Source organism: Zobellia laminariae (genome assembly GCF_030553095.1).
Lineage (GTDB): Bacteria > Bacteroidota > Bacteroidia > Flavobacteriales > Flavobacteriaceae > Zobellia > Zobellia laminariae.
In genome coordinates, this window is sequence record NZ_CP130738.1 from 2,545,047 (window position 1) to 2,571,961 (window position 26,915).

Annotated in this window: 21 protein-coding genes and 5 pseudogenes; 11 read left to right on the plus strand and 15 right to left on the minus strand. The window is 37.0% G+C overall.

What is annotated here, in order from left to right; all coding sequences use genetic code 11:
- Positions 1 to 20: 20 nt before the first annotated feature.
- A pseudogene (locus tag Q5W13_RS12105) lies at positions 21 to 1,533 on the plus strand (GH3 auxin-responsive promoter family protein).
- Between the two features lie 72 nt (positions 1,534 to 1,605).
- On the plus strand, positions 1,606 to 2,169 hold the full coding sequence (locus tag Q5W13_RS12110; RefSeq protein ID WP_155594749.1) for an alpha/beta fold hydrolase: 564 nt from the start codon (positions 1,606 to 1,608) through the stop codon (positions 2,167 to 2,169).
- A 92-nt stretch (positions 2,170 to 2,261) separates the two neighbouring features.
- Here the strand turns inward: Q5W13_RS12110 and clpX are convergent, their stop codons facing one another.
- The 6 genes and pseudogenes from clpX to Q5W13_RS12140 form a co-directional block, all read right to left on the minus strand.
- Complete coding sequence (clpX, locus tag Q5W13_RS12115) at positions 2,262 to 3,497, minus strand: ATP-dependent Clp protease ATP-binding subunit ClpX (protein WP_155594748.1); 1,236 nt, start codon at positions 3,495 to 3,497, stop codon at positions 2,262 to 2,264.
- 99 nt (positions 3,498 to 3,596) lie between these two features.
- Entirely contained in the window at positions 3,597 to 4,277 is a 681-nt protein-coding gene (gene clpP, locus Q5W13_RS12120; RefSeq protein WP_155594747.1) for an ATP-dependent Clp endopeptidase proteolytic subunit ClpP, read from the minus strand.
- Positions 4,278 to 4,380: 103 nt separating this feature from the next.
- Positions 4,381 to 5,701 (minus strand): annotated as a pseudogene (gene tig, locus Q5W13_RS12125) (trigger factor).
- A 96-nt stretch (positions 5,702 to 5,797) separates the two neighbouring features.
- The gene (locus Q5W13_RS12130; protein ID WP_155594745.1) at positions 5,798 to 6,148 is read right to left on the minus strand and encodes a phage holin family protein; all 351 of its coding nucleotides are present in this window, start codon (positions 6,146 to 6,148) and stop codon (positions 5,798 to 5,800) included.
- Between the two features lie 68 nt (positions 6,149 to 6,216).
- Positions 6,217 to 6,981: an alpha/beta fold hydrolase gene (locus tag Q5W13_RS12135; RefSeq protein WP_304446451.1), complete on the minus strand. Its 765-nt coding sequence runs from the start codon at positions 6,979 to 6,981 to the stop codon at positions 6,217 to 6,219.
- On the minus strand, positions 6,978 to 7,694 hold the full coding sequence (locus tag Q5W13_RS12140; protein WP_304446452.1) for a pyridoxine 5'-phosphate synthase: 717 nt from the start codon (positions 7,692 to 7,694) through the stop codon (positions 6,978 to 6,980). Before Q5W13_RS12140 ends, Q5W13_RS12135 begins: the two co-directional genes overlap by 4 nt.
- Positions 7,695 to 7,766: 72 nt before the next feature.
- On the opposite strand from Q5W13_RS12140, the gene Q5W13_RS12145 reads away from it, so the two are divergent.
- From Q5W13_RS12145 to Q5W13_RS12175, 7 genes and pseudogenes are all read left to right on the plus strand, one after another.
- On the plus strand, positions 7,767 to 8,444 hold the full coding sequence (locus Q5W13_RS12145; RefSeq protein WP_368662542.1) for a CBS domain-containing protein: 678 nt from the start codon (positions 7,767 to 7,769) through the stop codon (positions 8,442 to 8,444).
- Between the two features lie 105 nt (positions 8,445 to 8,549).
- The gene (locus Q5W13_RS12150; protein WP_304446453.1) at positions 8,550 to 9,431 is read left to right on the plus strand and encodes an NAD kinase; all 882 of its coding nucleotides are present in this window, start codon (positions 8,550 to 8,552) and stop codon (positions 9,429 to 9,431) included.
- Between the two features lie 101 nt (positions 9,432 to 9,532).
- On the plus strand, positions 9,533 to 10,231 hold the full coding sequence (porG, locus tag Q5W13_RS12155) for a type IX secretion system protein PorG (protein WP_304446454.1): 699 nt from the start codon (positions 9,533 to 9,535) through the stop codon (positions 10,229 to 10,231).
- Positions 10,232 to 10,406: 175 nt separating this feature from the next.
- Entirely contained in the window at positions 10,407 to 11,147 is a 741-nt protein-coding gene (uppS, locus tag Q5W13_RS12160) for an undecaprenyl pyrophosphate synthase (RefSeq protein WP_304446455.1), read from the plus strand.
- Between the two features lie 4 nt (positions 11,148 to 11,151).
- Positions 11,152 to 13,763 (plus strand): annotated as a pseudogene (locus tag Q5W13_RS12165) (BamA/OMP85 family outer membrane protein).
- Positions 13,764 to 13,854: 91 nt separating this feature from the next.
- Positions 13,855 to 14,673, plus strand: a complete 819-nt coding sequence (locus Q5W13_RS12170) for an OmpH/Skp family outer membrane protein (protein WP_304443175.1) — start codon at positions 13,855 to 13,857, stop codon at positions 14,671 to 14,673.
- Positions 14,674 to 14,815: 142 nt separating this feature from the next.
- Positions 14,816 to 15,325 carry an OmpH/Skp family outer membrane protein gene (locus Q5W13_RS12175; protein WP_155594737.1) on the plus strand — a complete coding sequence of 170 codons (510 nt, stop codon included), beginning with the start codon at positions 14,816 to 14,818 and terminating at the stop codon, positions 15,323 to 15,325.
- A gap of 74 nt (positions 15,326 to 15,399) precedes the next feature.
- Here the strand turns inward: Q5W13_RS12175 and Q5W13_RS12180 are convergent, their stop codons facing one another.
- The 4 genes and pseudogenes from Q5W13_RS12180 to gcvP form a co-directional block, all read right to left on the minus strand.
- Positions 15,400 to 16,251 (minus strand): glycosyltransferase family 2 protein, encoded by an 852-nt coding sequence (locus tag Q5W13_RS12180; RefSeq protein WP_155594736.1) that lies wholly within the window; start codon positions 16,249 to 16,251, stop codon positions 15,400 to 15,402.
- A 54-nt stretch (positions 16,252 to 16,305) separates the two neighbouring features.
- The gene (locus Q5W13_RS12185; RefSeq protein ID WP_214612464.1) at positions 16,306 to 16,836 is read right to left on the minus strand and encodes a methyltransferase; all 531 of its coding nucleotides are present in this window, start codon (positions 16,834 to 16,836) and stop codon (positions 16,306 to 16,308) included.
- A 45-nt stretch (positions 16,837 to 16,881) separates the two neighbouring features.
- On the minus strand, positions 16,882 to 17,937 hold the full coding sequence (locus Q5W13_RS12190) for a 3-oxoacyl-ACP synthase III family protein (RefSeq protein WP_304443176.1): 1,056 nt from the start codon (positions 17,935 to 17,937) through the stop codon (positions 16,882 to 16,884).
- 165 nt (positions 17,938 to 18,102) lie between these two features.
- Positions 18,103 to 20,955: pseudogene (gene gcvP / locus Q5W13_RS12195) on the minus strand (aminomethyl-transferring glycine dehydrogenase).
- Positions 20,956 to 21,079: 124 nt separating this feature from the next.
- Here gcvP and Q5W13_RS12200 point away from each other — a divergent pair.
- Positions 21,080 to 21,904: a UbiA prenyltransferase family protein gene (locus Q5W13_RS12200; protein WP_304443177.1), complete on the plus strand. Its 825-nt coding sequence runs from the start codon at positions 21,080 to 21,082 to the stop codon at positions 21,902 to 21,904.
- 227 nt (positions 21,905 to 22,131) lie between these two features.
- On the opposite strand, the gene Q5W13_RS12205 is transcribed toward Q5W13_RS12200, so the two are convergent.
- Positions 22,132 to 22,686, minus strand: a complete 555-nt coding sequence (locus Q5W13_RS12205) for a sigma-70 family RNA polymerase sigma factor (RefSeq protein ID WP_155595533.1) — start codon at positions 22,684 to 22,686, stop codon at positions 22,132 to 22,134.
- A 120-nt stretch (positions 22,687 to 22,806) separates the two neighbouring features.
- Here Q5W13_RS12205 and Q5W13_RS12210 point away from each other — a divergent pair, with 120 nt between their 5' ends.
- Positions 22,807 to 23,166 (plus strand): rhodanese-like domain-containing protein, encoded by a 360-nt coding sequence (locus Q5W13_RS12210; RefSeq protein WP_304443178.1) that lies wholly within the window; start codon positions 22,807 to 22,809, stop codon positions 23,164 to 23,166.
- On the opposite strand, the gene Q5W13_RS12215 is transcribed toward Q5W13_RS12210, so the two are convergent.
- From Q5W13_RS12215 to purE, 4 genes and pseudogenes are all read right to left on the minus strand, one after another.
- Positions 23,163 to 23,684 carry a 5' nucleotidase, NT5C type gene (locus Q5W13_RS12215; protein WP_304443179.1) on the minus strand — a complete coding sequence of 174 codons (522 nt, stop codon included), beginning with the start codon at positions 23,682 to 23,684 and terminating at the stop codon, positions 23,163 to 23,165. The genes Q5W13_RS12210 and Q5W13_RS12215 overlap by 4 nt on opposite strands.
- Positions 23,685 to 23,952: 268 nt before the next feature.
- Positions 23,953 to 25,969: pseudogene (locus tag Q5W13_RS12220) on the minus strand (M3 family metallopeptidase).
- Positions 25,970 to 25,990: 21 nt separating this feature from the next.
- Entirely contained in the window at positions 25,991 to 26,392 is a 402-nt protein-coding gene (locus Q5W13_RS12225; RefSeq protein ID WP_155594728.1) for a hypothetical protein, read from the minus strand.
- A gap of 27 nt (positions 26,393 to 26,419) precedes the next feature.
- Positions 26,420 to 26,911, minus strand: a complete 492-nt coding sequence (gene purE, locus Q5W13_RS12230; RefSeq protein WP_155594727.1) for a 5-(carboxyamino)imidazole ribonucleotide mutase — start codon at positions 26,909 to 26,911, stop codon at positions 26,420 to 26,422.
- Positions 26,912 to 26,915: the final 4 nt, after the last annotated feature.

The following is a 26,915-nucleotide window of genomic DNA, read 5'->3' on the forward strand; positions in this document are numbered from 1 at the left end:
GAATTCAAAGATACCCAAAAATGCCGATTACCTTATTCAATTCTATAGCCTCGTGGTTGCTAAAAGCGATATCACCAAATCGAACTTTTTTTAAAATACCCAGAAGAGGTTCAAGAAGAAGTACTCCATCAACTTATAGAAATAGCCGAAGACACAGAAATCGGTAGGAAATATGGATTTGAATCCATCAACAATTATGAAACTTTTAGAGAGCGTGTTCCTATTTCTTCATATGAAGAAATAGAACCTATTATAGAGCGTACACGTCGTGGAGAACAGAATATATTTTGGCCAACCTCTATAAAGTTGTTCGCTAAGAGTAGCGGTACAACCAATGCCAAGAGTAAATTTATTCCAGTAAGTGAAGAGGCCTTGGAAGATTGCCATTATAAATCGGGTAAAGATTTGCTTTGCCTGTACTTGAACAATAATGAGAATTCCCAATTGTTTACGGGTAAAAGTCTACGCCTTGGTGGGAGTAAAGAGTTGTACGAGGATAATGGTTCGTATTTTGGAGACCTGTCTGCCATTCTTATAGATAACATGCCTTTGTGGGCAGAATATAGTAGTACACCAAGTAGTAAGGTCTCATTAATGAGCGAGTGGGAGAGTAAGCTCAAGGCTATTATAAAAGAAAGTACACAAGAAAATGTAACGAGTTTAGCGGGTGTCCCTTCTTGGATGTTGGTGCTTTTGAATAACGTGATACAGGAAACTGGTAAGGACAACCTTTTTCAAATATGGGATAACCTTGAGGTGTATTTTCATGGAGGGGTAAGTTTTAACCCTTATGAAGAGCAATACAAAAACTTGTTGCCGCGTAAAAGCTTTAAGTATTATGAGATTTATAATGCGTCGGAAGGATTTTTTGCGATTCAAGATCGTAACAATGCAGATGATTTATTGTTAATGTTGGATTACGGTATATTCTATGAGTTTGTTCCTATGAGCGAATATGGCACGGAAGGTCAAATGGCCATTCCGCTTTGGGAAGTCAAAAAGAACACGAATTATGCAATTATAATTACTACCAATTCTGGGCTCTGGCGTTATAAGATTGGAGATACTATTAAATTTACATCTACCAGTCCGTACCGTATTAAAGTTACTGGACGTACTAAGCACCATATAAACGTTTTTGGAGAAGAGCTTATCATAGAAAATGCGGAAGAAGCCCTTAAGACCATTTGTGCTAAAACCGGGGCGGAAATCAAAGATTATACGGCCGGCCCCATTTTTATGGAGGGCAAAGAAAAAGGAGCGCATGAGTGGCTTATTGAGTTTAGAAACCAGCCCGAAGATATAGACGTGTTTACGGAGTATTTAGATAATGCTTTAAAATCATTGAATTCCGATTATGAAGCCAAACGTTATAACAACATTACTTTAAATATGCCCAAAGTTCATATTGCCAGAGAGAATCTTTTTTATGATTGGTTGAAGTCAAAAGATAAGTTAGGTGGGCAGCATAAGATACCTAGATTGTCCAACAAAAGGGACTATGTCGAAGAATTGCTTCACATGAACAAATAAAAGGGAGATTTGCCCGTTTAATATTGAAATTGATTCCCAAACCTAACCTAAAGGCAAATTAAATTTAATATTATGGCAGAAAGACTAGTAATCTTATCCGATATGTGGGGAGCTAAAAAAGGGCTCTGGATAACCTCGTACCTCGGGTACCTTCAACAGCATTTTAATATTACTTTTTATGATTGCCAGCAATTGGGGAATATAGATGTAAAAGTAAATTCAGAAGAAAATGTTCATCAGGCTTTTGTTGATGGCGGAATTGAAACTGCTATAGCACATCTCCTTAAAAAAGAAGAAGAACCAGCACATTATCTATGTTTTAGCGTAGGTGGAGCCATAGCGTGGAAAGCAGCACTTTCAGGTTTGCCCATGAAATCGTTATACGCAGTCTCTTCTACAAGAGTTCGCTCGGAAGTTGAAAAACCAGATTGTCCAATCCGACTTTTATTTGGTGATAGTGATGTATATAGACCAAAAGCATCTTGGTATAAAGAAATAGGTGTAGAAGGTGAGCTAGTTAATGGTTTTAGCCATGACATGTATACCGATGAGAAAATAATTAAAAAAGTTTGTCTTGATTTATTGAATACGGTTACTCAAAAATCCGTAAAAATAAATAAGCAAAAAGCTATTTGATAATCCAAGGGTTTTAAACTAACACTCAAGGAAATAAAAAAGCGGAATCACTTTTAGTGATTCCGCTTTTTTATTTATTTATGTCAGAGGGTTTAAGAAACTGCTTTCAGTTTTTTAATGGTCTCATAAGACAGTTTACCTTCGGCGTAAGCTTTGGTAACCTTAAATTCCGTTTCGTCATTACTCGGCATTTCGAACATGGCATCGGTAAAAATTGCTTCACATAAAGACCTTAATCCTCTAGCTCCTAATTTGTACTCAATTGCCTTTTTAACGATATAATCTAAAGCCTGATCGGTAATGGTGAAAGTAATGTCATCCATCGCGAACAGCTTTTCATACTGCTTTATAATCGCGTTTTTAGGTTCCGTAAGAATAGCTCTTAGCGTTTTCTCATCTAAAGGGTTCATGTGTGTTAGTACCGGAAGCCTTCCAATGATTTCAGGAATTAGACCAAATTCTTTTAAATCCTTAGGGATTATATATTGAAGAATGTTGTCTAAATCTAAAACGTCATCGGTTTTTGCAGCGCTATATCCAATAGCTTGCATATTTAACCTCTTGGTAATGGCACGTTCAATTCCATCAAAAGCACCACCTGCAATAAATAAGATGTTTTCCGTATTTACCTCAATAAATTTTTGGTCTGGATGTTTTCTTCCTCCTTTTGGTGGAACATTAACAACCGTACCTTCAAGTAACTTAAGAAGTCCTTGCTGAACACCTTCACCAGATACATCTCTAGTAATAGAAGGGTTGTCGCTTTTACGTGCTATCTTATCAATCTCATCTATAAAAACAATACCACGTTCTGCTTTTTCAAGATTGTAATCTGCAGCTTGTAGTAAACGAGTAAGAATACTTTCTACATCTTCACCCACATAACCAGCTTCGGTCAAAACAGTAGCATCAACAATGGCCAAAGGTACATTAAGCATCTTGGCAATGGTTTTGGCAATAAGGGTCTTACCTGTACCCGTCTGGCCTACCATTATGATGTTACTTTTTTGAATCTCTATATCGTCTTCTTTAGACTTGGGCTGTAAAAGCCTTTTATAGTGGTTGTAAACCGCAACAGACATTACTTTCTTGGTGCGTTCTTGTCCAATAACGTAAGTGTCTAAAAACGTTTTAATATCAACAGGCTTCTTCAGAGTAAGTTCTGAAGAAAGGTCATTTGTCTTGGTTTGTTTAGATTCTTCTGTAACAATACCGTGGGCTTGCTCTATACATCGATCGCATATGTGTGCATCAAGACCTGCAATCAAAAGATTGGTCTCTGGCTTTTTTCTGCCACAAAACGAACATTCTAAATTTTCTTTAGCCATATTAAAGTATACTTTCTTTGAAAAAATAAACGCAAATAAATGCGTTTTGGTTCATCGTGTTAATCGAAAAACCAATTAATAGTACGCATTTGGTCGAAATTATTCTTTACCCCTTACCAAAATTTCATCAATCATGCCGTAAGTCTGTGCTTCTTCGGCTTTCATCCAATAGTCACGATCACTATCATCAGTAACCTTGTCCATTGTTTGGCCAGAGTGCTTGGCAATGATTTCATACAATTCTGATTTCAGTTTTAAGATTTCACGAGCAGTAATTTCAATATCGCTAGCTTGTCCTTGCGCTCCACCCATAGGTTGGTGAATCATAACTCTTGAGTGCGTTAATCCGCTACGTTTTCCTTTTTCACCTGCACAAAGAAGTACAGCGCCCATAGAGGCCGCCATTCCAGTACAAATAGTAGCAACGTCCGGAGAAATGAACTGCATAGTATCATAGATGCCTAAACCGGCATAAACGCTTCCTCCTGGAGAATTAATGTATATCTGAATATCTTTTTTTGCATCTGTACTGGCCAAAAATAATAATTGTGCCTGTACGATATTCGCTACTTGATCATTAATGCCTGTTCCTAAGAAGATAATACGGTCCATCATTAATCTAGAAAATACGTCCATGGCAACAGCGTTCATCTGACGTTCTTCAATAATGTTGGGTGTAAGACCAACTGGGTACATGCTCGTTAAGATCGAATCATAATAGGTACTGCTAATACCTTGGTGATTTATAGCGTAGTTCTTGAATTCTTTTCCGTAATCCATATTTTTTTGTTCGATGTTTAAATTACCTCGGGGTATGAAATAAAAAAGGTGCCGAAAATAATATTTTCGGCACCGTAAAGATACTTATAATTTTTTGGAAATGTTACCCGTAAACCTCCTTGACAAAGTTTTCGTAAGTAACCTCTTTTGTCTTAAGGTTTACTTTCTCTTTGTAAAGGGTAAGTAGTTTTTGGCTCATTAACTGTTCAGACAAACGCTTTACTTCGTCTTGGTTGCCCAATACACGTGCAGCAATATTGTCTAACTCTTCTTCTTGAGGGTTTAATTGACCAAACTGTGCCATTTGCTGCTTAATAAAGCCTTTTGCAAATTCTTTAAGTTCTTCAAACTGAAGTTGAATGTCATTTTCTTTAATAACCTTACCTTCTATAAGTTGGTAACGAAGTCCTTTTTCAGATTTTTGATACTCTTCGCTGGCTTCTTCTTCAGTTAATGGGTTTTCGCCAGTAGTTTGTATCCACTTGGTCAAAAACTCTGAAGGAAGTTCGAATTTTGTGTTTTCGATAAAATATTCAGTAATGTCATTCAATAACTTTTGATCTGACTGCTGCTCGAATTGTTTCTCTGAATCATCCTTGATACGTTGTTTCAAGTCTTTTTCAGATTTAACTTCGTCTTTGCCAAAAAGCTTGTCAAAAAGCTCTTGGTCTAGTTTAGCAGGCTCTCTTTCGTTGATTTCCTCAATAGTAAAAGTAGCTTCAATATCTAAGTCTGCTGCTTTTTCTTGAGAAACACCAAAAACGCTTGAAAGTAAATAGTCTTCTTTAAAAAGACCTTTAGATTTTAACGTAACAACATCACCTACTTTTTTGCCTTTTAAGGCATCCAAAGCTTTTTTACTCTTGATCTTGTCAAGTTCTAATGTGGCTTTATTGTCTATTTCTTCTTCTTCGTTCTTGAAAGTACCGCTTACTTCATTATCTTTTTCTACGGCATCTTTGCTGATAAGTTTCCCGTGTTGCTTAAGAATACGTTCAACTTGCTCGTTAACCATTTTGTCGTCGGCAACGATTTTATAATGTGTAATCGGTTTTTTTGTTTTTAACGGAACTTCAAAATCAGGAGCAAGACCCAATTCAAATTCAAAAGCAAGTTCTTCATTGTCCCAATCAAAATTATCTTGTTGTTTAGGAAGCGGATTACCAAGAACATCTAATTTTTCTTCGGTAAGGTATTTGTTAAGATTGTCTTGAAGAAGTTTGTTTACTTCGTCTACTAAAACAGCCTTTCCGTATTGCTTTTTTATCAAGCCCATTGGTACGTGACCTTTTCTAAAAAGGTACATTGGCAGACTTTCTATAGTCACTTAAGATATTGTCTACCTTATCTTGATAATCTTCTTTGGTGATGGCCACTTTAACGACGGCATTTAGATCGTCGATCTGCTCTTTTGTAATATTCATCTAAATCTTCTTTTTTGTTTCCATAAAATGGGATGCAAAAGTAATGTAATTAATGTACGCTAGCAAGTTTTTAAATCGTTGTGGTTCAAACAATCGTTACGATTTTTCATCATCTTTCAAAAGGGAAAAGAATATAGATTGAAGAAAGGATAGCGAGAGGCTAAAAAGTATGGCCCATAAAACGCCGTCTACCGTAAATCCATCAATAAGATTGTCTGCCAGTAAAATAATGATGGCATTTATTATCAATAGGAAAAGCCCTAGGGTTAAAATGGTTACTGGCAAGGTGAGTATTACCAGAATAGGCTTTACTATAAAATTTAGAAGACTAAGTACTATGGCTACTATAATAGCGGTCATATAACTGTCTACGAATACATGTGGTAATATTTTAGAAAGTATAACTACGGCAAGAGCGGATAAGAGAACACGTAAAATGAGTTTCATAGATAAATAATTTTGTTGTTGGTAGTAATTAATTTCGCCACCCTTAAAGATAAAGATTTGTTATGATCTTAAGAATGCCAGGATTTTTCTAAAAACTGTTTTGGGTTTTCGGCATGTAACCAATGCCCGGCATTGTCTATAGTGTCCATTTCCGCTTTCGGAAAGTGTTTCCTGAATTCAGAAATTTCGTTAGGCATTATGTATTCCGATCGGTCACCGCGAAGAAAAAGAACGGGGCCGTTGTAAAAGTCAGTAGCGCCAATGTTTTCTCCAATCTCGTTCATTTTTTCGCTTAAAACCTCGAGGTTAAACCGAAAACCTAATTGACCTTTTTCTATCCAATACAGATTCTTGAGTAAAAACTGTCTCGTGCCAAAATCGGTAATGTGCTTGCCCAGTTCAGAATCTGCTTGGTTTCTAGATGTAATGATATCTAAATTTAGAGCGTTCAAACCATCAATAATTGGTTGGTGATGTGGTGGATAGAATTTTGGGCCAATATCTGCAATAATCATTTTTGTTACCAAATCTGGATAACTGCAAGCAAATTGCATAGCTGTCTTTCCGCCCATAGAATGCCCAATAATCATGGCGTTTTCTAAGTGATGGGTTTCCATATAATTTTTGAGGTCTTCACTCAATAAATCATAATCAAAATCATCGGACCAAAAGCTTTTTCCATGGTTGCGCTGGTCTATGAGGTGTACTTCAAAACCTTTTTCTGCGTACTGGTTACCTAAAGTTTTCCAATTATCGGACATTCCTAAAAAACCATGTAAGACTAATAGGGGAGTGCGGGTTCCAAGTATTTTAGAGTGTAGGGTTTCTGTCATTTTAATTTATTCAGATACATATTTACAACGTTATCCAACCCTAGGTATAGTGATTCGCAAATTAGGGCGTGACCAATAGAAACTTCCAGTAAATGAGGAACGTTCTCCTTAAAATATTTAATGTTGTCCAAACTTAAATCATGTCCGGCATTAATGCCTAAACCACAGTTGTATGCAATTTTGGCAGCTTCTGTAAAAGGTTTGACAGCTTGGCTATGATTACCCCTAGTGTATTGTTCTGCGTAACTCTCTGTGTAAAGTTCAATGCGGTCCGTTCCCGTCTCCGCAGCGCCCTCTATCATTTTAGCTTCAGCATCAACAAAAATAGAAGTGCGTATGCCGGCATTTTTGAAAGTTAGGATAACATCTTTTAAAAAGTCTTTATGTTTTACAGTGTCCCAGCCTGCATTTGATGTAATGGCATCCACAGCATCTGGCACCAAAGTTACTTGTGTAGGCTTTACTTCAAGAACAAGATCTATGAATTTTTCAACAGGATTTCCTTCAATATTATATTCTGTAGTGACTAGATTTTTTAAGTCCCTTGCATCTTGATACCGTACATGTCTTTCGTCAGGCCTAGGGTGTATAGTAATACCCTGTGCTCCAAAAGATTCAATATCTGCCGCTGTTTTCAATAAATCGGGCATATTGCCACCTCTGGCATTTCTTAAGGTTGCAATTTTGTTGATGTTTACACTTAATTTTGTCATTTACCGATAGAATTAACCATTTGGTACAAAAATACAAATTAGGCATACCTTTTGATATTTTTAATTAGTATTTTGCGTTTAGTAGAAAGAGTTATGCACATTCAAGACCAAATAGTAACAGACATTCCGTCCTTTAAAATAGGAAATTCATTAGCTAAGGTGATAACCTTTTTTAAGGATACCACGTACTCTCACGTTGCTGTGACAGAGAACGGGGCATACTTAGGTTTGCTTAGTGAAAATGACCTAGAGAATTTTGATATCAAGGAAAAGATAGAACAATATCGTTATGATTTGGAAACCTTTTTCGTGCGAAAAGAGACCAGTTGGTTAGATGTCCTTGAAGTTTTTGCCAGAAATGAGGCCAATCTTGTGCCTATTCTTGATGAAAAGGGAAGAATAGATGGTTATTATGATCTTACGGATATTGTAAGCGTATTTATAGATACACCATTCTTTACAGAGCCAGGTGGTATTATAGTTGTTGCAAAAGGCATTAAAGATTATTCTTTTAGTGAAATTGCTCAAATTGTTGAAAGTAACAATACCAAGCTAATTGGTGGCTTTATCACGGATTCTAAAAATGATGTCGTTCAAATAACTATTAAGGTAGCTTCTTCTAATATAAATGATATTCTTCAGACGTTCCGTCGGTACAATTATAATGTATTGTTCGGTAATACAGATGATCAGTTCTTGGAAGATTTAAAGGAGCGATCAGATTATCTAGACAAATATCTTAACGTTTAGAATTTCTTGCGATATTCTTCAAAAAGGGGAATCAGTCAAGGGTACAATCCTTATTTTTGTCGCATAAGGCCAAATGGTTTTAGTAATCACGATAAAGACTAAGGAATGAAAGTTGCCGTTTACAGTCAAATGTATCAAGAAGACACATTGCAGTATGTAATGGAGTTGCTTGATGAGCTTGAAAAAGAGCATGCCGTAATAGCTATTGAAAAGGAATTCCACGATTTTCTTTCTGAAACACATAGTTCCGCAAATTATTCCACATTCACAGATACAAAAGGGTTAGATAGCTCTTTTGATATGTTCGTTAGTTTTGGTGGTGACGGTACTATTCTAAGGGCAACCACTTTTGTTAAGGATTCCGGTATACCTATTGTTGGTGTAAATACTGGTCGGCTAGGATTTCTTTCTACATTTAGTAAGGAAGAGGTTCGTAAAGTAGTGCAAGAATTTAAAAAGGGTTCATATACTATAGTGGAAAGAAGTTTGGTTGAGGTTGATAAAGGGGCAGATATTCCGGAGTTAAACGGATTGCATTTTGCTTTGAACGAGATTACGGTAAGTAGAAAGGATACGACCTCTATGATTACGGTAGAAACGTATTTAAACAATGAGTACCTTACATCTTACTGGGCAGATGGTCTGATCATTTCTACTCCTACAGGTTCAACAGGATATTCCTTAAGTTGTGGTGGTCCGGTAATAGAGCCAACAGCAAAATCGTTGGTATTAACGCCAATAGCACCACATAATTTAAATGCAAGGCCTTTGGTTATTTCAGATGATACAGAGATACGGTTAAAGGTTTCCGGTAGGGAAGATAACCATCTTATTTCATTAGATTCTAGAATAGCATCGGTAGAGAACGGAAAGGAAATTCGCATCAAAAAGGCGGACTTCGTTATTAAAATGATAGAATATGCATCAGAGAGTTTTTTGAAAACCCTTCGGAATAAACTGTTATGGGGAGAAGATAGCCGTAATTGAATCTTTAGCGGACAATAAAAATCTGCAAATCCTGTTTATCATTTGAGAACATTAATATAATAGTTGGGTGCAATTGTTATATTCGCAAACTAATACGATTTATGAAGCATTTCATTGTCATAGTTCTACTATGCACTTTTGGCAGTATAGGAGCACAAACCTATGAGGCCGGTATATTTGCCGGAGGAGCCAATGTTATTGGAGATGTAGGGCGTACCACATATATTTCGCCGTCTGATGTTGCAATTGGCGGTATTTTTAAATGGAACATAGCTAAGCGCTATGCTTGGCGTGCCAGTGTTATTTATGCCAAGTTTCAGGCAGACGATACCAAATCTAACGACCCTTCTCGACAACAACGAGGTTACCAGATGGATAATTCTTTACTGGAAGCTTCTGCGGGACTCGAATTTAACTTCGTAGATTATAATCTTCATAAGATGGGGCCTGCATTTACACCTTATTTATATACGGGTATAAATTATGTGAGATACGATTACAATTATTTTGATGCAGGACAATTCTTAAGTGTTTCTCAAAGAGATGGAACTTTAGCTATACCAATGACTGTTGGTGCAAAAATCCGTTTAAACCAGTTCTTAATTTTAGGTGCAGAGATAGGTGCTCGGTATACTTTTACTGATAACCTAGATGGTAGCTACCCTGAAAAACTTAATGTTAGTCGTCAATTAGACGATCTTCGGTTTGGTAATGTGTTTAATGATGACTGGTATGTATTCTCCGGATTAACGCTAACCTATACTTTTGGTAGAAAGCCTTGTAATGAATGTTTTGAGTAACTAGCATTCTTTAAAAAAACCTTCTTTTCTTTTGTTGATCTGGCCTTAACTATGCATAATTCAAATTTATAGGCTATTTTTGTCGTACGCTCAAAACGCGTGTGCTTATTAGGTTGGTGATGTAAAATTCATCTAACCAAGAGAATGTTTATTAGAGTAGTATGATCAGTTCCTTATGGTTGACCTAGAAGAATTAGATAAAAATAAAATGCCACGCCATTTAGCCATTATTATGGATGGAAACGGGCGTTGGGCAAAGCAAAAAGGCAAACTTCGCGTTTTTGGACATGAGAATGGAGTTAAAACTGTACGAGAGACGGTTGAAAACTGCGTTAAAATAGAACTAGAGTACCTTACTTTATATACATTTTCTACAGAAAATTGGAAAAGACCTAAAATTGAAATCGATACTTTAATGAGGCTTTTAGTGTCTTCATTAAAGAAAGAGCTGAAGACTTTTTCAGAAAACAACATTAGGTTGAATGCTATTGGAGATTTAGAGTCATTGCCCAAAAAAGCTAATAAGGAACTAAAGGAGGTAATGGAGAAAACAAGGGAAAACACAGGAATGACCCTTACTTTGGCTTTAAGTTATGGTGCGCGAGAAGAGATCAAAAACGCAGTAAAACAAATAAGTACCAAAGTTAAAAATAATATAATTTCAATTGAAAACATTGACGAAACCATTATTAATAGCCATCTTTACACGCACGATTTGCCTGATGTAGATTTGCTTATCCGCACTAGTGGAGAGCATCGTATCAGCAATTTTTTACTATGGCAAATTGCCTATGCGGAATTGTATTTCGTTGAAGTATTTTGGCCCGATTTTAGTAGTCAACATTTGGCAGAAGCCATAAAAAGTTATCAGAACAGAGAACGAAGATTTGGAAAAACCAGCGAACAACTCAATTAGCGATATGAAAAGGTTCATATCCTTCGAACCTTTTATTACACTCCTATTAATTTTTGCAACTACATTTTGCTCCGCACAAGAACTTTCTTTTGAGGACGGCAAAAAGTACATTTTAGGTGGGCTAGAGGTCACCGGACTGCAAAGTTATAACGAGCAGACCGTAAAAACGTATACCGGATTACGTGTAGGGCAGCCTATTACTCTCCTGGAGACGAGATTAGCGGAATTATCAACAAACTTTGGGGTCTTGAGCTTTTCAAGAACATTGATTTCTATGTTACTAATATAGAAGGCGATAGAGTCTTTCTTGAATTGAATATTATAGAAAGACCAACGTTGTCCAGTGTTACTGTAACTGGTGTTAAACCTAGGAAAGTAGATGATATATTAAAGGATACGGACCTTAAGAAAGGAAAGAAAATTACCGAGAGTTTAATAGCTAACACAAAGAACTACCTTGATAATAAGTATAAAAAACAAGGTTTCTTAAATGCCAAAACATCTATTATTGTAGCTAAAGATACTTCTGAGACCAATGCTCAGAAAATGGCGGTTAACATTAATAAAGGAGATAAGGTAAAAATAAAGGAAATGGTTTTTGAGGGTAACGAGCAGTTATCTGACAAAAAACTAAAAGGTGCCTTTAAGAAAACCAAAGAAAAACGTTTTTGGCGTTTTTGGAAGAAATCTAAATTTATAGAGGAAGATTACGAAAATGATTTAGAGCTGTTGTCCGATAAATATGCCGAGAACGGTTACCGTGATGCACGTATCATTTCCGATTCTGTAATTAAGGTAGATGAAAATAACATCATCTTAAAATACCAAATAGAAGAAGGTAATAAGTACTATTTTGGTGATGTAGATTTTGTTGGTAACAGTGTCTATACAGATCGTCAATTGGCCTCGGTGTTGGGTATAAAGAAAGGGGATACCTATAATGGTGTTTTGTTAAGAGAGCGTATTGCAGACGATTCTAAACCTGAGCCTAACGATGTTACTAGTTTGTATCAAAACAATGGGTATTTATTTTCAAGTATTAACCCAGTAGAGGTTTCAGCAGAGAATGATACTATTAATTTTGAGATTCGTGTAATAGAAGGTAAAGAGACTTTTCTTAATCATATAGATATCGTTGGTAATGACCGTACAAACGATCACGTAATTTATCGTGAACTAAGAACACGTCCAAGGTCAAAAATACAATAAGAGTGATATCATCAGAACAATTCGTGAACTTCAACAGTTAGGTTATTTTGATGCAGAGCAGATTAAGCCGGACATTCTTAATCCTAACCCTAACGAAGGTACTGTAGATATTAAGTACAACTTGGTGGAATCAGGCTCAAGTCAGATAGAATTACAAGGTGGTTACGGAGGCGGTGGTTTTATAGGAACCTTGGGGCTTTCTTTCAATAACTTCTCGATTAAGAATATTTTAAATGGCGAAGAGTATAAGCCAGTGCCTATGGGTGATGGTCAGACTTTTGCCATGAGAATACAGGCAAGTAGAACATTTAGGGTATACAGCCTTAACTTTGCAGAGCCTTGGTTAGGAGGTAGAAAACCAGTTCAGTTTAGTTTAAACCTATCCAGAACACAACAGTTTGGAGTTGATTACAATAATTCTACAAGTAGTACTATAAAGGTTGATAAAGATCGTGGTTTTTCAATTACAGGTTTAACCGCAGGTTTGGCAAAACGTGTACAATGGCCAGATGATTTCTTTACAATATCTCATTCTTTAAGTTACAGGTTTATGAGTTCAATAACTATGATATTGGATTGTTTAATTTTGGTAATGGTAGGTCTAACTCTTTTGCTTATACTTTAGGTATTTCAAGAAACGCTACTTCTGGTGGTCGTATTTTCCCAAGAGGAGGTTCTAATTTTGAAGTTACGGCAAAACTAACTCCGCCTTATTCGCTCTTTAGTAATAAAGATTTTGAAACATTGCGGGATCGTAGTACTGAGTTGTCGCTTTTAGAAGTGCAACAAGGTGGCCTTACTGCTGAAGAAACTGCAGAGCTAGAAGACATCGATCAACAGCGTTTTAGATGGTTAGAGTATTATAAAGTGAAGTTCAAAGGAGACTGGTATACAACCTTAGTTGGTGATTTGGTAATGCGTACTAATGCAGAGTTCGGTTTCTTGGGGAATTATAATAACGATGTTGGTGATGTGCCTTTTGAACGTTTCTTCGTAGGTGGGGATGGTTTAGGAAACTTTACTTTAGATGGTCGTGATGTAGTTCAGTTAAGAGGGTATGAAAACCAATCTTTAACGCCAATTGATGAAATAACAGGTCAACAAGAAGGTGGTTTGGTTTACAATAAATTCTCATTGGAATTACGCTATCCTTTAACTTTAAAACCTTCTGCTTCCATTTATATGCTTGCATTTATGGAAGGTGGTAATGCTTTCAACAATTTTCAGGAATTTAATCCGTTTGAGATAAAACGATCGGCCGGAGTGGGGCTGCGCATTTTCATGCCGGCATTCGGGTTGTTAGGTATTGATTTCGGTTATGGGTTTGATGAAGATCTTAGGCCTCAATCTATCGGAAACGGACCTAGCGGACTTCAAACACACTTCATTATTGGCCAACAGTTTTAATTTAAGGAATCGTCCTTTATGCTAAACCGCTTATTTTTAAGGTTTTAGTAATTTTGGCACGATATTTTCTATTGGATAAAACGATAATGAAATGAAAACAAAATCAAACGTTCTTTTTGTACTGGTGTTAACCTTGTGTTCTGCCTACACCTTTGCTCAGCGTGGTGTTCGTATTGCTTACGTAGATATGGAATATATCTTAGAGAATGTAGACGAATATAGAGATGCTAACAAGCAGCTTGCTGATAAGGTCCAGAAATGGAAGATAGATATTGAGCAAAAGCAAAGTCAGCTTGAGCAAGTAAAGAAAGATTTAATGGCCGAGCGTGTGCTTTTGACCGATGAGTTGATTGCCGAGCGGGAAGAAGATATCCAGATTCTTGAAAAAGAAATGGTAGAATATCAACAAGACCGTTTTGGACCGCAGGGCGATTTAGTTTTGCAAAAGCGACGTCTGATTCAACCAATACAGGATCAAGTATTTAATGAGGTACAGAAAATAGGAGCAAATAAGAAGTATGATTTTATTTTTGATAAGTCTGCTGATGTTGTTATGTTGTACGCTGAAAATAGGCATGACATTAGTGATTTAGTGCTCAGAGGAATTTCTAGGACTCGTAAAATAAGCAAGCCTAAGAAAGATAGTAGAGACAAATTTGATGATGAAGAGGCAGAAGATGAGATGAGCGATGCTCTAAAGGAAAGAAAAGAGAACGCAGAAAAGGCACAAGAAGCAAGAGAGAAAACAGTAGAAGAGAAGCGTGCTGAACAGTTGAAGTTAAGGGAAGAGCGCAAGAAAGCGTATGAGGCCCGAAGAAAAAAGCTGTTAGAAGAGCGTGAAGCAAAGAGAAAAGAGAAGCTAGAAGAACGTCAAGATGACGGGCAGGATGAAGGAGAAACTGAAGAGTAATACGGTTTGCTGAACAAAGTCTCGCAATCATCTGCTAAATAGACATAATTTTAATACATTGCGGCGATTTGCTTAGCAAATGTGAAACGAGAAAAATACATTAACCAGAAATTAACACTCAATTATTTTAACTAGAATTATCATGAAACACTTAAAGAAAATAGCAGTAGCCTTAGTATTGTTTGTAGCCGCTACAGGTTTTGTTAACGCACAGAGTAAAGTAGCACACATAGATGTTACCCAATTATTAAGTGCAATGCCGGAGATGAAAACTGCAGAAGCAGAGCTTAAAAAATTATCTGAGACTTACAATGCCGATATTGAAAGTTCAATGACTGAATTTCAGAACAAAGCTACTTTGTACCAAAATGAGGCGCCTTCAAAATCAAAAGAAGAGAACGAAAAAAGAGCAATAGAGCTTCAAGGTGTTCAAAAGAATATTGGTGAAGCACAACAAGCTGCACAAAGAGAGCTTCAGAAGAAGCAAGGAGAGCTTTTTGCTCCTATATCCGATAAAGCTAAAGCTGCAATTGAAAAAGTAGCTGCTGCCCAAGGTTTTGATTACGTAATAGATGCTCAAGCCGGTGGTGGACTTATCGTAGCTAATGGTAAGAATCTATTAGCAGATGTGAAAAAAGAATTAGGTATATAATACACCTGATTACCCTATATGAAAAATGCCCGCTTTAATAGCGGGCATTTTTTGTTTACAAGATTTTGGTTTGATTATAAAAGTTTCCTTTTAATATTTCTCCAGCGTAGTTTTCTGATAAAGTCACCCTCAGCTTTTGTGACCAAGAAATGCTCTTTCTCTTTTTTAGCTTCAAGATAGCCGTACATATTATCTGAAAAAGCTTGCGGTTTTTGTTGCTTTACAGCCATTTTCAACGAAGCGATTATAGTTATTAATAATCCATATCGCATGGTGTACATCGCTTTTCCTTGAAGAAGTTTAGCTTTTTTGTTATAGGCGTTTCCCGTAGGTCTAAGGTGTTTTACTTTTAAAGCATCGTCAGTATAGATTTCATGACCATGGTATTGGGCAAGCAACTCGTCTACAGTATCCCATCCCATAGCGTTCCGTAATCCTCCAATAGCTTTGAAACATTTTTTGGTATATGCTTTAAATGCACCTCGCACATGGTTTTTATCCATCGGGTGGTTTAATTTCCATTGTCCATCTTCGGCCTGTTCGTAAATGAAACCTCCGGCAATACCTACTTTGGGTTGTCCTCTAAAAATATAAACAATTTTTTCAAAGTAATTATCGGGGAGAATTACATCGGCATCTAACTTTACAACAAAGTCGTAATTTTCATCAAGAAGCTGTAATCCTTTGTTAAATGCGTTAATCACTTTACTACCTGGCATATGTTCGGTAGATGAAGTCGTATTTAACTTCTCAAAAATGGGGCTGAGTGCTACAAATTGGTCTATGATATCTTCTGTGTTGTCAGTAGAATTATCGTTCACTACAACGACTCTTTTGGGCTGTAGGGACTGTCTTAAGATAGAATTTAAGGTGTCAGCCAAAAAGCCTTCTTCATTATGAGCGGGAACGATTACATAATAGTGCATGGCCATGAAAGGTTAATAGGGCAAAAGCTATGAAATTGAAATAATATTGTGCGTTTATTGTTCTTGTTTCCTTACCGCATAGATAATATAGTACCGTGGGGTAAAACTGCGCAATAGGGGGCGTATGCCTAACTTTTTAACCGGGTTGGTCCATTTTGCGCGATCCTTAATTTCCCAACCTGCTTTCTCTAAAAGCCAGTCAAATTGCCAATCTTCAAATTCGTGATAATGACGGTCCCATGGATCGGTTTTACTGCGGTATGCGGGCGCAAACCATAATTTTAATGGAATGCTTGCAACTATCTTGTCTGCTTTTATTTCCCTGAGTGGGTTAAAAGGGGCTAGTAAGTGTTCAAAAATTTCAAATGCAGTAACTACTTTTGCGTTTGAGCTGGTTAGAGAAGAGTAATCAATATCCAAATCTTCGCCTTTGGTATTCTCTACGGAATACCCCTGCTCTTTCATGATTTTAGAAAACGGATTTTCTACACCGAGGTCTAAAATAGTTTCCTCGGGAGTGATATGTTTCTTTAGAAAATCTAGGGTATGCTGAAAACGTTTACTAGGATAGGTCTTCTCGTACATTTGAACAGGTTGCAAGTTTGATTGTCTGCGCTGTTACGGATTGAATTATACCCTGTATACCATGGCATTAATGTTCATGCCCGCACCAACACTTGCAAAGATAACAACATCTCCCTTTTGAACGTCTTGATTTTCTATTTTTCCGTTAAGTACCAAATCGAATAGAGTAGGTACTGTAGCTACTGAGCTGTTCCCTAATTTACCAATGCTCATAGGCATGATATTCTCCGGAATTTCATGGTCGTAAAGACCGTAGAAACGTTTTACAATGGCTTCGTCCATCTTCTCATTCGCTTGGTGAATAAAGATTTTTTTGAGGTCCTTTATCGCAACTCCACTATCGTCCAGACAATCTTTCATAGCTTGTGGTACGTGGGTAACGGCAAACTCGTAGATTTTACGACCGTACATTTTTATGTACTTCGTGTCGTCTTTTTCTTTATTGTAAGATTTACCAAAGAATAAAAAATAAGCTTCTTCATAAGCGTGTGTTGCACTAGCGTGTGAAAGTATTTCACCAGCACCGTCAGTTTCTTCAATTATGGCTGCACCAGCACCATCGGAGTAAATCATAGAATCCCTGTCATGTGGATCTACAATACGAGATAAAGTTTCTGCCCCGATAACAAGACACCTTTTTGCAATCCCGCTTTTAATGAAAGCATTTGCCTGTATAGCTCCTTGAATCCATCCCGGACACCCGAAGATTAAATCATAGGCGACACAAGTGGGATTTTTTATGCGTAAATGTTGCTTTACCCTTGTAGCTAAACTAGGTAAGCTGTCACTTTGAATATTGCCCGGAGAAACATCTCCAAAATTATGAGCAAAAATGATGTAATCTATAGTTTCTTTGTCAATTCCTGCATCGGTAATTGCTTTTTCTGCAGCAAGAAAACCAATGTCAGAGGTATTTAGATTTTTTTCAACATAACGTCGTTCTTCAATTCCTGTAATTCCTTTGAATTTCTGGATGATAACGGCGTTATCATGGGCAAATGGTGAGCCGTCTGCATTTAAAAAATTATGACCTTCAAATTCGTCGTTAGGAACGACTAGCGATGGTATGTAACTTCCTGTTCCTGTAATTGCAATTGACATAATGTAATTTATTTTATCACTTTGCAAGGTAATGCATAACAAATTGAATATTATGCATGCATAACAACTTTTACGATGTTCAAGACCTTTAACGGAATTGTGCGAAAAGAATACGGGCCCTTTTATTTAAGTGAAAAGGCCCGTATTTATTAGTGTTACCGGTAGTTATTCTGCCTCTACGTAGGCTTCAATTGGTGCACAGGTACATATTAAATTACGGTCTCCATAGGCGTCATCAACTCGTCTAACTGAAGGCCAAAATTTGTTTTCTTGAATGTACGAAAGCGGAAATGCTGCTTTTTGTCTGCTGTATGGAAAATTCCACTCATCTGCAGTTAACATTTCAAGGGTATGCGGTGAATTTTTAAGCACGTTATTATGGTCTTCTACAGATGCATCGTTAATTTCTGCTCTAATAGATAACATGGCATCACAAAAACGGTCTAATTCAGTTAAACTTTCACTTTCCGTAGGTTCGATCATCAAGGTCCCGGCTACGGGAAAAGAAACCGTTGGTGCGTGAAAACCATAGTCCATTAACCTTTTCGCTATATCAATAACTTCAATACCATTCTTTTTGAAAGGTCTACAATCAATAATCATCTCGTGTGCTGCACGTCCTTTTTCACCTGTATAAAGAACATCGTAGGCACCGCTTAATTTCTGTTTGATATAATTGGCATTCAGTATAGCTATTTCGGTGGAGTGTCTTAAACCTTGTTCCCCTAGCATTTTTATATAGCCATAAGAGATTAGGCAAACTAACGAGCTTCCCCATGGTGCAGCAGAAATTGCGGTAATAGCTTTATCACCACCTGTTTCAATGACAGGGTTACCTAGTAGAAATGGAACTAATTGCTCTGCAACACAAATTGGACCTACACCAGGGCCACCACCACCGTGCGGTATGGCAAAAGTTTTATGAAGGTTTAAATGGCAAACATCGGCACCAATAATCGCAGGGTTCGTAAGACCTACTTGTGCGTTCATGTTGGCGCCGTCCATATATACTTGGCCGCCATTATCATGAATCAGTTTTGTTATATGTTTAATAGAGGACTCAAAAACACCGTGGGTAGAAGGGTAAGTAACCATTAAAGCAGCAAGATTTTCTGAATGCTTTAAAACTTTTTCTTCTAAATCGGATACGTCTATATTTCCTTTTTCATCGGTCTTGGTAACGACTACTTTCATGCCGGCCATTACAGCGGAGGCAGGATTGGTACCGTGTGCCGAAGCTGGAATAATGCACACATCTCTGTGTCCTTCATTTCTGGATTCGTGGTATGCTCTAATAACCATAAGGCCTGCGTACTCACCTTGTGCGCCTGAATTGGGTTGCAATGATGTTGCAGCAAAACCTGTTATTGTTGAAAGATCTTTGGCCAATTCTTTCAATACAAACTGATATCCTTTAGCTTGTTCAATAGGTACAAACGGATGAATGTTGGCCCAGCGTGCCATACTCAATGGTAGCATCTCAGAAGCGGCATTTAATTTCATTGTACATGAACCTAATGAAATCATTGAATGATTCAATGAAAGGTCTTTACGCTCTAATTTCTTAATGTAACGCATCAGTTCTGTTTCTGAATGAGACATGTTAAATACTTCATTTGTGTAAAAAAGAAGTATGGCGCTGTATGCTTGGAGTTATGGCAGATTTGGATAAAAGACTTTCTGTTTCTTTAGTTTCTTTTCCAAGGGCCTCTGTAAAAATAGAGACAATTTGGTTAAGGTCTTGTAGCGATGTAGCCTCATTTACAGCAATGGAAATAGTTTCATTGTCAATATAAAGGAAATTAACTTTATTTTTCTCTGCTATTTTCCGAACGCTACTAGCATCTGCTTTCACTGTAATTGTGTCAAAATAAGAAGAGTTGGTTTGATATAAACCTAATTTCTCTAGCGCATCAGCTAAGGTTACTGCGGTACGGTGTACCTTATTTGCTATATATTTTAGGCCTTTTGGACCATGGTACACAGCATACATACCCGCCATGACGGCCAATAGTACTTGAGCTGTACAGATGTTTGAGGTAGCTTTATCTCGTTTGATATGTTGTTCTCTAGTCTGGAGTGCCATTCTAAGGGCGGTTTTGCCATCAGTATCTTTGGTGACGCCAATAATCCGACCGGGAATATTTCTTTTATACGCTTCTTTAGTCGCGAAAAATGCAGCATGAGGACCTCCATAACCTAGAGGGATACCAAAGCGCTGTGTAGTACCAACAACAACATCAGCACCAAATTCCCCCGGAGGAGTAAGAAGTACTAAACTTAGTATGTCTGCTGCAACAGCTACTTTAATATCATTTTCTCTGGCTTTGGAAACAAAATCTGCATAGTCGTTTACTTGACCATATTTTATGGGTATTGCAATAAAGCCCCGTAAAAATCTTGGGTGAAAGAGAATTCTTCATGATTTCCTATCACCAACTCAATACCTAGTGGTGTTGAACGCGTCTTTAAAAGAGACAGTGTTTGTGGTAGTACTTCTTCGGAAACAAAGAATTTTAGAATACAGTTTTTCTTTTGTTCACGGCTACGAACATCAAACAACATGGTCATGGCTTCTGCGGCAGCTGTACTTTCATCTAAAAGCGAAGCATTAGCCAATTCCATTCCCGTTAGGTCCGCTACAACAGTTTGAAAATTCAAAAGGGCTTCTAGTCTTCCTTGGGCAATTTCAGCTTGATAAGGCGTATAAGCGGTATACCAGCCTGGATTCTCTAGTATATTTCTTTTAATTACAGAAGGTGTCAAGCTTTCATGATACCCTAAACCAATATATGTGCGGAATACTTCATTTTCTTCTGAAAGCTCTTGAATATGAGCTAGAAATTTATGTTCGCTCATAGCGGCATTGAGCTGTAATGGCTGTTTAAGGCGAATATCATTTGGAATGGTCTCGTAAATGAGCTGGTCCAAGGTGTCTGTACCTACAGTTTTGAGCATATGCTCTTGATTTTCTTCCCTGATGCCTATATGGCGCAAAGCAAATACGTCTGTCTTCATAGCTTAAAAATAAGTGCCACAAAATTAGACATTTTATCCCTTAAAAAAATCACATAATTGTTCCGTAGGATGAAAGTTTTTAACTAAAAACGGTGTTTATGAACAGTTTCGTTAGTTTTGTAGGATGAAGGCTATTAACCGTGTTTTTGATTTTTACCTTGATGCCTCCATACATGTAGCTTTTGCCGTTTATGCACTTGTACATGTAACGGATATTACATTGGGATACGGTGTAAATCAACACCTAGCTTGGTTTCTTTTTTTTGGTTCTATTGCTTGCTACAATTTTGTAAAATATGGGGTAGAGGCAAAGAAGTATATTCTAGTAGCCAATAAATACCAAAAGAACATTCAATTTGTAAGCTTTATAGCCTTGGCCATTGCTTTATATCATGGTTATTTTCTTAAGCTAGAAGTATGGATGGGTATTGGTGGACTGGTAGGCCTTACAGGGCTGTATGCTGTACCATTGTTACCTCACGCAAAAAACCTTAGGAGTTGGGGAGGGTTGAAAATTTTTATCGTCGCATTAGTATGGGCGGGAGCTACCGTAATTCTTCCCGTATTATCGGAAGGAGGCCCTATGGAGAAAGATGTTTGGATAGAATGCGTACAGCGCTTTTTGTTTGTACTGATTCTGTTGATTCCCTTTGAGATTCGTGACTTAGCTTATGATAGCCCGGAATTAAGGACGTTGCCGCAACGTTATGGAGTAGCCAACACTAAAATATTCGGGTCGTTTTGTACACTCCCATTTTTCTTTCTAATTTTTTTGAAAGATACTATTTCTATGTATGAGGCTTTTGCTGGGGGTATTATGTTTTTACTCTTGGGAGCTTTGATGTTCGTTACAAAACGTCAGCAAAATAGATATTTTGCCTCTTTTTGGGTGGAAGGAATTTCTATTTTCTGGTGGACATTATTATTTGCCTTTGGAAAATTCTTTTAATTCATTTTATCTAAAATTTGCTTCATTTTCAACTTTTCCTGTTCGGTTAAGCTGTGAAGGTCTGCCTTTTGGCATAAGGTCGTTAATTGAGTGTTCTCTTTAGTTGCTTTAGAACAAGTTTTACACATAAATAAGTGAAAACGCAATTTTAGTTTTTCCGTAAAAGTTGCTTCCCTGTATTGGGCTTTGTTGCAAATTATGGCGGCTTTGTCGCAAGAAATCATAGTTTAAAACCAATTTTGATTAAGGCAATCCATTAAAGCTGTTCTAGCTCTATGTATCATTACCCACAGATTAGACGGATTAATATCGAGCTCATTACAAATATCTTCCGTACTAACTCCTTGAATAGTTTTCATTGTAAAGACCAAAGCTTGTTTTTTAGGTAGTTTGGCAATACAAGATTGAATGGCAAGTCCCAATTCTTCGTTTTCTATATCGCTGTTTTCGAAGGAACTAAAAGGGTCGGCAACCTGTTCTTCTAACCAATCACCTTCGGCATCAGTTTGCGAACTATAGTTCATTCGCACTTCTGCTTTTCCTTTTTTAGAGTTGGTTTTTCTGTAATGGTCAATTACTTTTCTCTTTAAAATAGCTATTAACCATGTACGCTCGGCAGCATCTCCCTTGTAATTTTTGGCAGATTTTAATCCCGCCATAAAAGTTTCTTGAACAAGGTCTTTTGCTACTTCAGCATCGCTAATACGGCCTATTGCGTAGTTAAAAAGGTAATCTGCGTATAAGTCTACCCATTTATCGGGCATTAGTTGGTGTTCTGGCATACGTTTTTTGTCGTTATCAAAAGTAATGGAATTAGATTTAATGACCTTTAATTTTTTTTCATTCCCCGAAATATAATTTAGCGCAGCCATAATTAGTATTTTTGATTAAACTTAAAACCTATGAAATTTTACTATTTACTTGTAACCTTGTTTGTTATAAACTTAGGTTGTGTTCAAAGTAAAGGAAAACATATCACAGAATTTTCACGGAATGATATAGAATCGGGGATATTAGTAGATGTGCGTACTCCAGAAGAGTTCAGTGACGGTCATTTGGATAATGCATTGAATATTAATTGGTTCGATACGGATTTTATAAAAAGCGTTGATTCAATAGACAGAGCGAGACCTGTCTATGTGTATTGTAAAATGGGCGGACGTAGTGCCAAAGCAGCGCATGTGCTAGATTCTCTTGGGTTTGATAAGGTTGTGAATCTAGAAGGTGGTTATGATGCCTTTATGGCAGATAAAAAGAATTAGAGCAGTTTTTCTGCGACTTCTAACCAATTGTTTACCCTTTCAAAACCGGTACTGTTTACATTGTGTGGTGATGTGAACAATAATGATCTGCCCTCAAAAGTTTCTAGATTGTAGCTACGGTCGTCAATTAAAACATCTCCGCGTAAGATGTGCTTGTTTCCACATAGAATGCGGTTCTGCCAAGGTATAAATGAAAAATACTCATCTAACCACTCAGATTTCTCTTCAAGTGAGTTTGGAAACTGCATAGCAGCACTTGCAATATACACTTCGTGTTTCTCGCTTAATTCTTTAAGTACGGCTTGGGCATCTGCAATGGGTTTGAGGTTGCGAAAGAAACCTCTATTTCGTGCATGGTCACGAACACTCTGTTGTCTGTCTACAGGAACTTTATGCCAAACTTCACTACCATGAAAAAAATCTAGGGTAAGTTGTTCGTTGTAATCCTTATTATAAATTTCTATATGTTCTCCATAGGTGTCTGCAATCACCTCGTCCATATCTACAAATATAACCATGATTTATTTTTTTTGCGAAGTTCTGAAAACCAAGTGAGATGATAAATGGAAACGGAAGAAATAGTAATTATTTAACCTATTATTAGTCATTTGGCTTTAGGGAATAAAAAAAGAGGGCGTCCCCACACCCTCTTTTAAACCGTTAAAAAAATTATTGATATAACCTTTTCAACCTACTTATGTTACGTAAATATATAAGAAATAACTTACAAAAACATAATCTTGGTATATTTTTTTAATTTTTTTTATGAATTATATTTTGAAGGTTTTAATTCAATAAGCCGGCCCTTTCTAATAAGGCTTCTACCTTAGGTTCAGCACCTCTAAAACGCTTGTAAAGAACCATTGGATTTTCTGTACCACCTTTTGAAAGCATTATCTTTGAACTTAGTAGCGACTTCTTTATTAAAAATACCCTTTTCTTTAAAATAAGCGAAAGCATCCGCATCTAAAACTTCAGCCCATTTGTAGCTGTAGTATCCAGAAGAATACCCACCTTGAAAAATATGGGCAAAAGCGGTACTCATACAAGTTTCTGGTGTATCAGGATATAGAGTCGTGCCTTTAAAAGCTTCGGTTTCGTGCTCTTTTACGTTCGTAATGCTTGTTGGGTCAATTCCGTGCCAAGACATGTCTAAAAGGCCAAAACTCAGTTGGCGTAGCGTCTGCATGCCTTCTTGAAAAGTAGCAGATTCTTTAATTTTTTGAACCAATTCCATCGGAATTACTTCTCCTGTTTCGTAATGAGTAGCAAAAAGTTCTAGTGCTTCTTTTTCATAACACCAGTTTTCCATTACTTGACTAGGTAACTCTACAAAATCCCAAAATACAGAAGTTCCGGAGAGGCTAGGGTAAGTAGTGTTTGCCAGCATACCATGCAATCCATGTCCAAATTCATGAAATAGGGTAGTTACCTCGTTAAAAGTTAGAAGAGAAGGCTTACTAGGTGTAGAACGGGTAAAATTACAAACATTGGATATGTGTGGACGTACATTTTCTCCGTTACGTTGGTATTGAGATTTGTAGGAAGTCATCCAAGCACCACCACGTTTTCCTTTTCTGGGGTGGAAATCTGCATAGAAAACAGAAATGAAGTTGTTAGAAGTATCGTAAACCTTATACGTTTTTACTTCTTCATTATATTTATCTATATCCGTAACTTCTTCAAAACGAAGGTCGAATAATTTCTCAGCTATTTTGAAAACACCAGAAATTACATTCTCTAGTTTAAAATAAGGTTTTAGTTTCTCGTCATCTAAATTGAACAGTTTTTGTTTCAGCTTTTCAGAATAATAACTACCATCCCATTTTTCTAATCGGTCTATATGGTCTAGTTCTTTTGCAAAATCTTCTAATTGGGCGAACTCTTTTCCTGCAGCAGGCTTTGCTTTTTCTAATAACTCATTTAGAAACTCGTGTACCTTTTCTGGAGTTTCTGCCATGCGCTCTTCTAAAACAAAGTGTGCATGGGTCTTGTAGCCCAATAAATTAGCACGTTCAAACCGTAAATTGGCAATTTTAAGTACGTTTTCTTGGTTGTCAAGCTCATCATTATGAAAAGCCTTGCTGCCAAAAGCTAAAGACAACTCCTTACGCAGTTCGCGGTTTTTTGCATATTTCATAAAGGGTATATAACTAGGGTAATCTAAAGTTATAACCCAGCCCTCTTTATCTTTTGATTTCGCCATTTGAGCAGCTGCCTCTTTCTCTCCTTCGGGTAGACCGTCTAAATCATTTTCATTGGTCAAGTGCTTTTCATACTTGTTCGTTTCAGCTAGTATATTTTCGCCAAAGTTCAATTTTAATTTTGAAAGCTCTGAATCAATTTCACGAAGACGTTTCTTCTTGTCATCGTTTAGATTAGCACCGTTTCTACTGAAACTCTTGTATTTCTTGTCAAGCAAAGTGTGTTGCTCTATGGTAAGGTCTAAAGAATCTTTTTGGTCATAAACGGTTTTTATGCGTTTGAATAAAGCTTCGTTTAGCGTAATATCATTACTGAATTCAGAAAGCAAAGGGGAAATTTCCTGAGCTATCTTTTGAATTTCTTCATTGGTTTCGGCAGAATTTAAATTAAAGAAAACACTGGAAATTCGGTCCAACTGCTGACCTGTAAATTCCAATGCTTCAATGGTGTTCTCAAAAGAAGGCTCTGCCTTGTTAGCCGTTATTTGGTCTATTTCTGCTCTTGCATCTTTCATAGCTTGTAAAAAAGCAGGCTTAAAATGTGCATTTTCTATTTTTGAAAATGGAGCAGTATCAAAAGGTGTCAATAATGGATTCATATGACGTAAGTTTTTTTAGGTTTAAGATTGTATGGGGTTGTTCTTAGACTTTATCCAAGTATTAATAAGGTCTAGTATGAGTGCAAGGCCAGCTAAAAGAAAAGATAATGCAGCTCCGGTTACAAAAGCAAAGTTCCGGTCGGCTCCGCTCATTACTTTATCTCTAACAAATCTGTATTGGTCTGTATATTCCTTAAGGCCTATGCTGCCATCTGCATTAAGGTCAAAAGTGCTTAGTTGCATTTCATAGTATTTCCAACGAAAGAAAACCAGAACAAGTATCAACACATACATAGAGAAGAAGAATAAAGCGCTTCTCCAGAGACTTTTTAAATAAGGATTATTGATTCTTCGCTCAATAAAAGCTAGGACAATAATAGCCAACACACCAATTATAAAACCTATAAGTGAAGGGTAATTCATGAATTGTAATTTTTGATGACCGTTATATTACTTTTTGCCACTGACGGATTTTGCACCCTCTATTACTTTTTGTTTTAGGCCTTCTTTATATAGAATAATCTTATCAAGAACACATTTGTCCGAGCTTCCTATAATCTGTGCCGCTAATATACCGGCATTTTTTGCTCCGTTCAGGGCTACCGTAGCTACGGGAACGCCACCGGGCATTTGAAGAATGGATAAGATAGAATCCCAACCATCTATAGAATTGCTACTTTTTACGGGAACACCAATTACTGGTAAAGGAGACATAGATGCTACCATTCCAGGAAGGTGAGCTGCACCACCGGCACCGGCAATAATAACGGCGTAGCCATTGGTATGTGCATTTTTACTGAAATCAAAAAGTTTTTCAGGAGTTCTGTGAGCTGATACGATATCTACATCAACCTCAATATCAAATCCCTTTAAAATGTCTATGGCGTCTTGCATTACGGGCATATCGCTAGTGCTACCCATTACTACTGCTACTTTACTCATATGA

What these genes read in the sequence shown, in the direction of transcription:
- Q5W13_RS12110 (WP_155594749.1), top strand. Translation starts at nt 1,606, where the DNA reads ATGGCAGAAAGACTAGTAATCTTATCCGATATGTGGGGAGCTAAAAAA.
- clpX (WP_155594748.1), bottom strand. Translation starts at nt 3,497, where the DNA reads ATGGCTAAAGAAAATTTAGAATGTTCGTTTTGTGGCAGAAAAAAGCCA.
- clpP (WP_155594747.1), bottom strand. Translation starts at nt 4,277, where the DNA reads ATGGATTACGGAAAAGAATTCAAGAACTACGCTATAAATCACCAAGGT.
- Q5W13_RS12130 (WP_155594745.1), bottom strand. Translation starts at nt 6,148, where the DNA reads ATGAAACTCATTTTACGTGTTCTCTTATCCGCTCTTGCCGTAGTTATA.
- Q5W13_RS12135 (WP_304446451.1), bottom strand. Translation starts at nt 6,981, where the DNA reads ATGACAGAAACCCTACACTCTAAAATACTTGGAACCCGCACTCCCCTA.
- Q5W13_RS12140 (WP_304446452.1), bottom strand. Translation starts at nt 7,694, where the DNA reads ATGACAAAATTAAGTGTAAACATCAACAAAATTGCAACCTTAAGAAAT.
- Q5W13_RS12150 (WP_304446453.1), top strand. Translation starts at nt 8,550, where the DNA reads ATGAAAGTTGCCGTTTACAGTCAAATGTATCAAGAAGACACATTGCAG.
- porG (WP_304446454.1), top strand. Translation starts at nt 9,533, where the DNA reads ATGAAGCATTTCATTGTCATAGTTCTACTATGCACTTTTGGCAGTATA.
- uppS (WP_304446455.1), top strand. Translation starts at nt 10,407, where the DNA reads ATGGTTGACCTAGAAGAATTAGATAAAAATAAAATGCCACGCCATTTA.
- Q5W13_RS12170 (WP_304443175.1), top strand. Translation starts at nt 13,855, where the DNA reads ATGAAAACAAAATCAAACGTTCTTTTTGTACTGGTGTTAACCTTGTGT.
- Q5W13_RS12175 (WP_155594737.1), top strand. Translation starts at nt 14,816, where the DNA reads ATGAAACACTTAAAGAAAATAGCAGTAGCCTTAGTATTGTTTGTAGCC.
- Q5W13_RS12180 (WP_155594736.1), bottom strand. Translation starts at nt 16,251, where the DNA reads ATGCACTATTATGTAATCGTTCCCGCTCATAATGAAGAAGGCTTTTTG.
- Q5W13_RS12185 (WP_214612464.1), bottom strand. Translation starts at nt 16,836, where the DNA reads ATGTACGAGAAGACCTATCCTAGTAAACGTTTTCAGCATACCCTAGAT.
- Q5W13_RS12190 (WP_304443176.1), bottom strand. Translation starts at nt 17,937, where the DNA reads ATGTCAATTGCAATTACAGGAACAGGAAGTTACATACCATCGCTAGTC.
- Q5W13_RS12200 (WP_304443177.1), top strand. Translation starts at nt 21,080, where the DNA reads ATGAAGGCTATTAACCGTGTTTTTGATTTTTACCTTGATGCCTCCATA.
- Q5W13_RS12205 (WP_155595533.1), bottom strand. Translation starts at nt 22,686, where the DNA reads ATGCCAGAACACCAACTAATGCCCGATAAATGGGTAGACTTATACGCA.
- Q5W13_RS12210 (WP_304443178.1), top strand. Translation starts at nt 22,807, where the DNA reads ATGAAATTTTACTATTTACTTGTAACCTTGTTTGTTATAAACTTAGGT.
- Q5W13_RS12215 (WP_304443179.1), bottom strand. Translation starts at nt 23,684, where the DNA reads ATGGTTATATTTGTAGATATGGACGAGGTGATTGCAGACACCTATGGA.
- Q5W13_RS12225 (WP_155594728.1), bottom strand. Translation starts at nt 26,392, where the DNA reads ATGAATTACCCTTCACTTATAGGTTTTATAATTGGTGTGTTGGCTATT.
- purE (WP_155594727.1), bottom strand. Translation starts at nt 26,911, where the DNA reads ATGAGTAAAGTAGCAGTAGTAATGGGTAGCACTAGCGATATGCCCGTA.